Below are 6,331 nucleotides of genomic sequence, written 5' to 3'. Positions count from 1 at the left end.
CGCCCCGATAAGCGCCACGCCGGAAGCTGCGAAGAGACGGCCTAGGGCATCTGCCATCGAAGCCGCCCCCGAGCTGTTCCTATCGTCCGGCCTTCACGACGAGCACGCTGCACGCGAGCGGCGGCCTTGAAGATAAAGATGAGCGCGCTCGACCTTATCGTCTGCGCCGCGAGCGATAAATTCCGACGGGCGACGGCCTCATGCCGTGCTGCGATTGCGGACGCCCGACCGCCGGCGCGCGTATCCGGCCAAGCTGGCACGAGCCGATCGCTTACGTGCTCGACCGCCGGAAGAATGTCGGAATCAGAGCACAACCGGTCGCGCCCTCACAAGACGCTTCCTCCGGTCTTCATACCATCCCCTGACAGACTAAAGCTGGCGCCCGCAGGGTTAAGCTGGCTGGGGAAACGACAAACGACCTCATCGAACGGGCCCTGCGCTCGAGCTGCTCGGCTACCCCACGGGGTGGTCGGAACGCTGACGTGCGCGCGCTCGCCAGCAGAGCGATGAGCTCCGGTCGGCGTCGCGGCTTGCCGAGCCCCGTTTGATGGGATGTTCGCCGCCACACCCCTGTCTGCTCCGGGACCGGCCGTCCGCCGCTCCCGAGGACGCGTCCGTCGCTTCAAGACACGCGGCGCCGCGCCCAAGAAATGAGTGCGGAAGACCGGAAGGGCCTGAAGCATAGCGCCGGGAGGCGCCAGTCGAAACAACAGGGAGACGGGTGACGTGACCACTCAGACGACGACGGAGCCGCGCGGGCTCGATCCCGCGGTGTTCTGGCCGGGCCTCGCCATCGGCGGCGGTTTCGTACTCTGGGGCGCGCTCGCTCCCGAAAGCCTGACCGTCGCCGCCCGCTGGACGCTCGCCGGCGTAATCCGGTCGTTCGGCTGGGGCTTCGTCGTCTCCACCGCGTTCTTCCTCGTCTTCGCGGTCTTTCTCGCGTTCAGCCGGTTCGGCGACATCAAGCTTGGGCGTGAAGACGAAGCGCCGGAGTTCGCGACCTCCTCTTGGGTGTGCATGATGTTCAGCGTCGGCATGGGGATCGGGCTCATGTTCTGGGGCGCCGCGGAGCCGATCTCGCATTTCGGCGCGCCGCCGCATGCGCTCGCGGAGCCCAAGACCAAGGCCGCCGCGCTGGTCGCGATGCAGTACTCCTACTTTCATTGGGCGCTGCATCCTTGGGCGATCTACGCCGTCGTCGGCCTCGCGCTCGCCTATTTCAGCTACCGCCGCGGGCTGCCCGTGCTGGTCTCGAGCGCATTCCAGCCTCTTCTGGGAAGCGCGATCCATGGGCCGGCGGGCAAGGCCATCGACGTGCTGGCGATCGTCGCGACCCTGTTCGGCACGGCGACGTCGCTCGGGCTCGGCGCCCAGCAGATCAACAGCGGCCTCAACATCCTTTGGAGCACGGGAGAGACGAACGGGATTTCGCTCGCGATCATCGCCATTCTGACCGTCGCCTTCATCCTCTCGGCCGTCTCCGGCGTCGGCAAAGGCGTGCAGTTCCTCAGCAACATGAACATGGCGCTCGCGGTCGCGCTGCTGGCGTTCCTCGCGGTGTGCGGCCCGACCGTGTTCATCTTCAACACCTTCATCGAGTCGATCGGCGAGTACATCAGCAACATCGTCACGATGTCGTTCCGCACCGCGGCGTTCAGCGACGGGTCCTGGCTGTCGAGCTGGACCATCTTCTACTGGGCGTGGTGGGTGTCCTGGGCGCCCTTCGTCGGCGTCTTCATCGCGCGGATCTCGCGCGGCCGCAGCATTCGGGAGTTCGTCTTCGGCGTGCTGCTGATACCGAGCGCGGTGACCTTCGTGTGGTTCACCATCATGGGAGGCGCGGCGCTGCACTCCGAGCTGTTCGGTCCCGGCGGGCTGCTCGCCGCGGTCAACGCCAAGGGCGAGGCGGCCTCGCTGTTCGTCCTGCTCGCGCAATTTCCCTGGCCCGCGCTGACCTCCGCGGTCGCCATGTTCCTGGTCGCGGTGTTCTTCGTCTCGGGGGCGGACGCCGCCTCCGTGGTCATGGGCATGCTGTCGTCCCGCGGCGCGCTGGAGCCGCGGCCGACGATCGTCGCGCTCTGGGGCGCGCTCGCCGGAGCGTCCGCCTGCGTGCTCTTGGTGATGGGCGGGCTAAAAGGCCTGCAGACCGCGTCGATCCTTGCGGCGGCGCCGTTCCTCCTGGTGATGGTTGGGCTCTGCGTCTCGCTGTGGCGCGGCCTGATGGACGACGTGACCGGCAAGACGACGGCGGCCCGGCCGAGCCCCGCAGACGCGCGGCCCGTGGCGGTCGCGCGAGCGGTCGACGCTTAAGAGCAGCTGCTCTGTCCTACGGCGCGGGGGGCGGCCATTCAGCCGCCACCCCGCGGACTGTGGGGCGCTCCCGCCTTGGACAGCGCGAGCGGCTCGCCGGCGGCCAGCCGGCGCGGTTCAGGACCTCACGAGGTCCTCGAACTCGTCGATCGTGAAAACCCAGCCCTCGCCGCCCGTGATGATCGGCTCACCGGCTCCCTCGGTCGCGAGGCGCCGCGCCAGCGCGAGCGCGTCCGGGGCCGTGGGGACCACGACCTCGTGGCCTGAGGATGAGGGATCGAACACCGTATAGGACATCGTCGCTCCCCTCACGCCGCTCTGAGCCGCATCCGCGCGGGCTTCGGCGTCGGCGGCGGCGGGTCGTCGTCCGGCCGACGGGCCCGCCATACGTGGGCGCCGGCTCGGCGCCGCCGAAGCCGTCGCGGGACGGCCAGCCGGATCGCGACCGGCGTGGTCTGCTCCCCGTCGAGGGACTGAAGCGCGGCGAGGATCTGGTCCAGCGGGACGATCGCGCCGCTCTCAAGCTGCCGCAGGCTCGGAGCGCCCTCGACGGCGTGCCGGTCGGACGCCCAGGCCGCCAAGATCGCGCGCTTTTCCGCGCGGGTGAGCCCAGGGGCGTCGGTGACTTCCTCGGGATGCACGAAGATGAAGCGGTTCGCGTCCATCGGATGATGGATCGCGCCGTTCTGGTCGTCTGAAACGCGTTTGAAGCTCATCTCCAAACTCCACCCTGTCGGGGCGAAGCAGCGTTCGCACAGCCGCCGCTGCGCCGTCTGCGCCGGCGCCTCCACGGCCGGCGGCAAAAAATGTAAGAGGCACCGGCCGGTCGTCAAGCATGGCGGCGCGGCCGATCCCGATCGGCTTGGCGGCCCATCAAGCCCACTTTTCAGGTCAGGTGAACGCAACGGGGTTTCGCGCCCGGCGTCGCTCCGAGCTGTCCCAGGTCCCCCTAACCCCGCCGATCGAGATCGAGCTCCCTCGGCCGGCAGATGGATTTTGGGATTTCGGCCGGAGCGACGGCGGAGCCACTGGGTCGTCGGGACCGGCTCCGACCAGTCCGTCAACGGACGACCTCGCGCCGGCGGGGGGCGCACGGAACGTTGCCCGGCGCCACGGGTTGTTCAGGGGCCACGGATAACGGAGAGAGACATGACCGAAAGCGCAGTCAGCGGAACGCCCTACCTGTTCTGGATGGTGGGGATCCTGCTGGCCGGAGCCGTGCTGGCCTACGCCGCGGTTCGGCGTCGCGGCCGAAAGGCCTCGGCGACAGTGGCCGACAACGCGACCGAACGCCTTTACGCGGCCGAAGACAGGGACCCTGCGAACAAGCCCTAGACGGGGCGAGCCGTAACGTCCCTGAGACCGCAGCCTGTGACGCGGGCGGTCCGAGACCCATCGCGACCGCGCGTAGCGCATTATCAGCAAGCCCTGACGGTTAGGTCGCGATCGGGAGTTGAGAGCTTTCTGCTCCGGCGCAGCCTCCGGACGTAAAACTCGGCGACGGCCAGGGTGAGCCGTGAGGCTGAGCGGATGCTGCGGCGAGCGTGCGGCGGTTGTCCGCCTACACCTCGACCCGCCATGTGAACGCCCGCTCTTCGCCCGGCGCCAGCAGCACCACGCCGGGCTTGTCCACGAAGTCGCCGTCCCATCCCACAGGGCTCGCCATCCCGCGCCAGGGTTCGATGCAGAGGAAGGGCGCGCCGCCGGGCTTCGACCAGACGCCCAGATCCTCGTAGCCGTCCCAGGAGACGGTCAGCGCGCGCAGCTCCTCGCCATCGGACCCCAGCGCGGCGTAGCGGGCCGACGTGCTGCGCGCGGCTGGGAGCACCACGGCGTCCGCCGCGAACAGCTCCTCGCTCAGGCGCATCACCCGGCCCTCGATGGGCGCTGGTTCCTCGGCTCCCAGCAACCCTCCCTCGATCATCAGACGCGGCCCGGTCTCTTCGGCGGCGAGAACGAGCACATGGTCGGACTTCGCGACCCCGTCCACCAGCGGCCACCGGAAGCCGGGATGGGCCCCGAGGCAGAACGGCAGGGGCGCGTCGCCGGGGTTCGCCACAGTCGCGGTTACGCTCAGGACGGCGTCCTCCGCCGCATAGGCCAAGGTGAGGCGGAAGGGAAAGGGATAGATCGCGTGGGTGGCCGGGCTGTCGGAGAGGCTCAGGACCGCACGGCTCGCGCCGCGCTCCACCCAGGAGAAGGTGGCGTCGCGGGCGAAGCCGTGCTGGGTCATGCGGTAGACGGCGCCGTCGTGGCGCAGCGCGTCGCCGGCGAGCTTGCCGACGATCGGGAACAGCACGGGCGCGTGGCGCGGCCACTCCGGACCCGCCTGCCACAGCAGCTCGTTCCCCTCGGCGTCCTTCAGGCTGACGAGTTCGGCGCCCTTCGCCGTGATGGTGGCCGAGACGCGGGACGATCCTATGCCGTAGCTGTCGCTCAAGCGGGCGCTCCTTGGGAGGGGATCGGCGTCGAAGACATCACGCCGCGTCGACGCGTCCGCGCTCGCGCAGGCGCCGGGCCGCCTCCTGCAGCACGGCCGCGCCTTCGACCCAGATCTCGTCGTCGGCGTTCTGCGCGGCGTAGACCTCGGTGGTCAGCGCGTCCGCGAGTTCGGCGTCGGACATGGCGAGGACCCGCAGAGTCTGCGCGTCCTCGCCGTTCTGCACGAGGCGCCGCAGCGGCGACACGAGATAGCGGCCGATGCCGCGGAGTCCGCGGCGGGACCGGTCGTCGGGGGTGTCGTCGAAAGAGGCCGTCACCTGCGGTCGGATCCTGTTGGCCGCGCCGGCGGGCGCGCGAGGCGTGTCCGCTCATCCTAGCGCGGTCGGCGAAAAGGTCACGCCTCCTCGCGCAGGCCGCCGATCCATGTGGCGCGAACGCGGAGCCCGGCGTCCAGCGCCACGAGATCGGCGCGGAAGCCGGCGGCGATCCGACCCAGCCTGTCGCCGAGGCCGAGCCAGACGGCCGGGGTGCGGGACGCCATGATCAGCGCGTCGGCCAGAGGCAGCCTGAGCACTTCGACGCAGTTGCGCACCGCGGTCGCCATGTCGAGGTCCGCGCCCGCCAGCGTGCCGTCCTCCGTGGTCAGCCGGCCGCCGGCGCGCAGGATCCGGCGTCCCTGCAGCCGGAACTCGGTCATCTCGGTTCCGATCGTCGACATGGCGTCGGTAACGAGCAGGGCGCGGTCGCGGCCCTTGGCGGCGATCGCCGTCCTCAGCGCTTCCGGCGCGACGTGGTGCAGGTCGGCGATCAGCCCGCAGAAGGTGTCGCGTTCCGACAGCGCCGCGCCGACCGGTCCCGGCGCGCGGCCCTGCAGCGGCGGCATGGCGTTAAAGAGATGGGTGTAGCCGGTGAGGCCGGCCTCGCGCGCCTCCGCGAGGTCCGCCGCGGTCGCCTCGGTGTGGCCGGCCGCGACGCGCACGCCGGCCGCCGCCAACCGCCGGATCGCGACAGCCGAAACGCGCTCCGGCGCGAGCGTCACCACCGTCACGCCGCCTGTCGGATGCGAGAGCGTGGCGATGTCATGGTCGTCGGGCGCGCGCATCACGGCGGCGTCGTGCACGCCCTTCCGCAGCGGATTGAGGAACGGGCCCTCCACATGGAGGCCCAGCACGCCGGGCGTTCCGGCCCCGATCGCCTCGGTCGCGGCCCGGATCGCCGCGCCCATCACCGCGGGGCCATCGGTGATCAGAGTCGGCAGCAGGCCGGTCGTGCCGAAGCGCCGGTGCGCGCGCGCGATCGTCGCCATGGTCTCAGGGGTGGGGGCGTCGTTCAGCAGCAGGCCGCCGCCGCCATTGACCTGCACGTCGATGAAGCCGGGCGCCAGCAGGCCCTCGACCGTCTCGACCGCGAGGTCCGCCGGCACGGCGTCGGCGCTGGCGAGGCCAAGGATGCGCCCATCCTCCACCAGCGCGGCCACGCCCTCGTGGAAGCTTTCGCCGTCGAACAGCCGGTCGGGCCGAAGGGCGCGCCGGGTCATGCCGGCGCCCGCGCGGCGTCGTGGGCGAGCGCGATCGCGCCC

7 protein-coding genes are annotated in these 6,331 nt (G+C 70.6%); 2 read left to right on the top strand and 5 right to left on the bottom strand.

The genetic code is table 11. The features are described 5' to 3' along the window. The first annotated feature begins 726 nt into the window (after nt 1-726). Nucleotides 727-2,310, top strand: coding sequence for a BCCT family transporter (locus METY_RS20640; RefSeq protein ID WP_103123274.1), 1,584 nt, complete (start codon nt 727-729; stop codon nt 2,308-2,310). Nucleotides 2,311-2,427: 117 nt separating this feature from the next. On the opposite strand, the gene METY_RS20635 is transcribed toward METY_RS20640, so the two are convergent. Both METY_RS20635 and METY_RS20630 read right to left on the bottom strand, forming a co-directional pair. Next, nucleotides 2,428-2,607 carry a hypothetical protein gene (locus METY_RS20635; RefSeq protein ID WP_103123273.1) on the bottom strand — a complete coding sequence of 60 codons (180 nt, stop codon included), beginning with the start codon at nt 2,605-2,607 and terminating at the stop codon, nt 2,428-2,430. Between the two features lie 11 nt (nt 2,608-2,618). After that, entirely contained in the window at nt 2,619-3,026 is a 408-nt protein-coding gene (locus METY_RS20630; RefSeq protein ID WP_103123272.1) for a hypothetical protein, read from the bottom strand. A 433-nt stretch (nt 3,027-3,459) separates the two neighbouring features. On the opposite strand from METY_RS20630, the gene METY_RS20625 reads away from it, so the two are divergent. Further along, entirely contained in the window at nt 3,460-3,645 is a 186-nt protein-coding gene (locus METY_RS20625; protein WP_103123271.1) for a hypothetical protein, read from the top strand. A 226-nt stretch (nt 3,646-3,871) separates the two neighbouring features. Here METY_RS20625 and METY_RS20620 read toward each other — a convergent pair whose 3' ends face one another. The 3 genes from METY_RS20620 to nagA form a co-directional block, all read right to left on the bottom strand. Continuing rightward, nucleotides 3,872-4,750: an aldose 1-epimerase family protein gene (locus METY_RS20620; RefSeq protein ID WP_103123270.1), complete on the bottom strand. Its 879-nt coding sequence runs from the start codon at nt 4,748-4,750 to the stop codon at nt 3,872-3,874. Nucleotides 4,751-4,787: 37 nt separating this feature from the next. Further along, nucleotides 4,788-5,069, bottom strand: a complete 282-nt coding sequence (locus METY_RS20615) for a hypothetical protein (protein ID WP_103123269.1) — start codon at nt 5,067-5,069, stop codon at nt 4,788-4,790. A 77-nt stretch (nt 5,070-5,146) separates the two neighbouring features. Further along, on the bottom strand, nt 5,147-6,289 hold the full coding sequence (gene nagA, locus METY_RS20610; protein WP_103123268.1) for an N-acetylglucosamine-6-phosphate deacetylase: 1,143 nt from the start codon (nt 6,287-6,289) through the stop codon (nt 5,147-5,149). Between the last annotated feature and the right edge of the window lie 42 nt (nt 6,290-6,331).

The organism is Methylopila sp. Yamaguchi, from assembly GCF_002897035.1.
GTDB lineage: Bacteria > Pseudomonadota > Alphaproteobacteria > Rhizobiales > Methylopilaceae > Methylopila.
The sequence above is the reverse complement of the archived record's forward strand: the minus strand, read 5'-3'. Positions and strand labels throughout refer to the sequence as shown.